The sequence below is a fragment of the Sulfuricurvum sp. genome (genome assembly GCF_023250475.1).
Taxonomy (GTDB): Bacteria; Campylobacterota; Campylobacteria; order Campylobacterales; family Sulfurimonadaceae; genus Sulfuricurvum.
On record NZ_JAHFAQ010000184.1, the window covers coordinates 1 to 2662 of the forward strand.

The 2662-nt window shown below is 48.0% G+C and carries 4 protein-coding genes; all 4 read left to right on the forward strand.

Annotated elements, in window-relative coordinates:
* Positions 1–332 (forward strand): hypothetical protein (locus Q0C19_RS11800; protein ID WP_295056332.1); only part of this gene is annotated, 332 nt, incomplete at its 5' end.
* Positions 329–1276 carry a MoxR family ATPase gene (locus Q0C19_RS11805; RefSeq protein WP_295056335.1) on the forward strand — a complete coding sequence of 316 codons (948 nt, stop codon included), beginning with the start codon at positions 329–331 and terminating at the stop codon, positions 1274–1276. The genes Q0C19_RS11800 and Q0C19_RS11805, both read left to right, overlap by 4 nt.
* A 3-nt stretch (positions 1277–1279) precedes the next feature.
* Positions 1280–2113 carry a DUF58 domain-containing protein gene (locus Q0C19_RS11810; RefSeq protein ID WP_295056338.1) on the forward strand — a complete coding sequence of 278 codons (834 nt, stop codon included), beginning with the start codon at positions 1280–1282 and terminating at the stop codon, positions 2111–2113.
* Positions 2110–2508 carry a hypothetical protein gene (locus Q0C19_RS11815; protein WP_295056341.1) on the forward strand — a complete coding sequence of 133 codons (399 nt, stop codon included), beginning with the start codon at positions 2110–2112 and terminating at the stop codon, positions 2506–2508. Before Q0C19_RS11810 ends, Q0C19_RS11815 begins: the two co-directional genes overlap by 4 nt.
* The last annotated feature ends 154 nt before the right edge of the window (positions 2509–2662 follow it).

Genomic DNA, 2662 nt, shown 5'->3' on the forward strand with positions numbered 1-2662 from the left:
ATGATGGGTATGACTCTGCATCACTCCTCGATCCTCCCGATTTGAGTGATGCGACAACGCTTAAACGCTACGCTTTTTATGCTGTTTTGGTTCTCTTTGGTGTCATAGTGGGCGAGCTGGGAAGAGGTCTGTGGAAGTATAGACCTCGCCGAAAAACTGTGCTGTTTTGGGAACGAGCCAAAAGTATCAAGGAGCTTACCCTAATCTTTGCCCTCAGCGGAGACAAGCGCTATGAAGTCATTATTGCAATTCTTGAATCCAATACGATCACTTTAAGCGAAGCCAAAAAGAAATTAAGTACACTCACAACAGAAAAAAAGGTGACACTATGATAGATATTATTAACCAAATACGCTCCGAAGTAGCCAAAGTCGTCGTCGGTCAGGAGAAGATGATCGACGGATTGTTGATCGGTTTGCTCTGCGACGGTCATATCCTGATTGAGGGGATTCCGGGGTTGGCAAAAACGACAACGGTTAAAGCGCTCTCTGCTGCATTGGGGCTTGGGTTTAAGCGGGTCCAGTTTACCCCCGATCTCCTTCCGAGCGATATTTTGGGGGCTGAGGTATACGATCCTAAAAATAATGCGTTCAAGATTAAAAAAGGGCCGATTTTTACCAATCTGCTCCTTGCCGATGAGATTAACCGTGCCCCCGCAAAAGTACAGTCGGCACTGCTGGAAGTGATGCAGGAACATCAGGTGACACTCGGGGATGAGAGTTTCAAACTTTCCACCCCTTTTTTGGTAATGGCAACTCAAAATCCGATTGAGAATGAGGGGGTCTATCCTCTCCCCGAAGCGCAGCTGGATCGTTTTATGCTCAAAATTACCGTCGGCTATAACACAGCCGAAGAGGAACTCTCTATTGCTCGACGTATCGCTTCATCGACGGCGGAAGCGATCAACGCGGTCATTGATATCCATACCCTCAATTCTCTGAAAGAGAAGGTTAAGTCAATCCACATCGACGAAGAGGTGGAACGGTATATGATCACCCTTGTTACGGCGACACGTGAGCCTGAGCGGTTTGGGCTGGAATCGATCAAACGGTATCTCCAATTCGGTGCGAGTCCCCGGGTGAGCATCGATATGTTCAAGGCAACCCGTGCCGTTGCTTTTTTACGGGGAAAAGAGTTTGTCACCCCGAGCGACATCGCCTCTATTATTAAAGAGTTGATGCGTCATCGGATTGTCATGACGTATGAAGCGGAAGCTGAGGGGATCGAAATTGATGATCTGATTGAGCAGATTATCAAAGCGGTACCGATACCCTAACCGATGAAAAATACGCACCGCATTCTCCTCAAAGCCCGTCGCCAGATTATCGGAGACCGTATCGGTAACAACCCCTCACTGTTTCGCGGGGAAGGGTATGACTTTATCGAACTGCGCGAATATATCAGCGGTGATGATACCCGCCATATTGATTGGAATATTACCGCGAAGATGCAGCGTCCGTTTGTCAAAGTGTTTCGGGAAGAACGGGAACTCTCTGTCGTAACGGTAGCGATGCTCTCGGGGAGCCTCCATTTCGGACAAGAGCGGTTTAAAATCGAGTCGCTTGCCGAAGCGGTAGCGTTGATCGGATATTCGGCACTTGTCAACGGAGATCTGTTTACCCATATTAATTTTTCGGAAAACTTGCGCGATGAGGTGCGTGCGAGTAAGAAACGCTTTGCCGTCGCACAGAGTGTCGAGGGGATTATGGAGTCCGAATTACTGAACCGCCGTGCTGATTATAATGCGATGGCCTCTACCCTGTACCGCCGGTTAAAACGACGCTCATTGATCGTTGTGATCGGAGATTTTTTCGAAATTCCCGATTTACGGCTATTGGCAAAAAAACATGAAGTGGTTGCCATTGTTGTGCGGGATCGTTTTGAAGAGAAACCAGAGCCTATGGGGTTCAGCGCTTTGATCGATCCGGAGAGCGGAGCGGTATTGGAGGGAGATTTCAATGCCCGAAGTGTCCGCAAATATCATGAGAAAGTACGTGAACACGATGCGGCATTGTTTGATCGTTTTCGTCGTGACGGAATCCGTGCCATGAAGCTCTATACCGATGCTTCGGCTTCGGTAACATTGCGAAGATTATTTGAGGGGCGCGTATGAGCCAGATGGCGGATATACCGGTGAATGATATCGCACCGCTTGCAGAGGTGCACGACTATTCAATCTACCTCTTCGGAGGTTCCGTAACGATTGCTTTGGTTGTAACGCTGAGTCTCATTTTGTTGGTTCTCAAAAAATGGCGTAATCGTCACCCCGGTGAACGAAGGATTGTCTATCGCATATTAGCGTCGATAGACCTTTCCGATTCTAAACATGCAGCGTACAAAATCAGCGAACTCGGTAGGGAATTTGCCGCTGACAATGAGCGTACGGAGCGTGCGTACCATAATCTTTTTGAGAGATTGGAACCGTATAAATATGCCCCGAAGGTAGAACCGTTCAGCGAAGAGGTTCTTGGGTACTATCGTCTTTACCTTGAGATTATCGATGTTTGAGGGAATCTATTTTCAGTTTCCGAAACTGGCTTTTCTCCTCTTTTTTTTTCTCGCCTGTGAAGCGCTTTGCCCGCTTCGATCCAATCCCCTCTATTTCCCCCGCCCTCTTTTATTCGGTGAGATACGGGTAAAGCCGCCGATATGGTTGTGGATT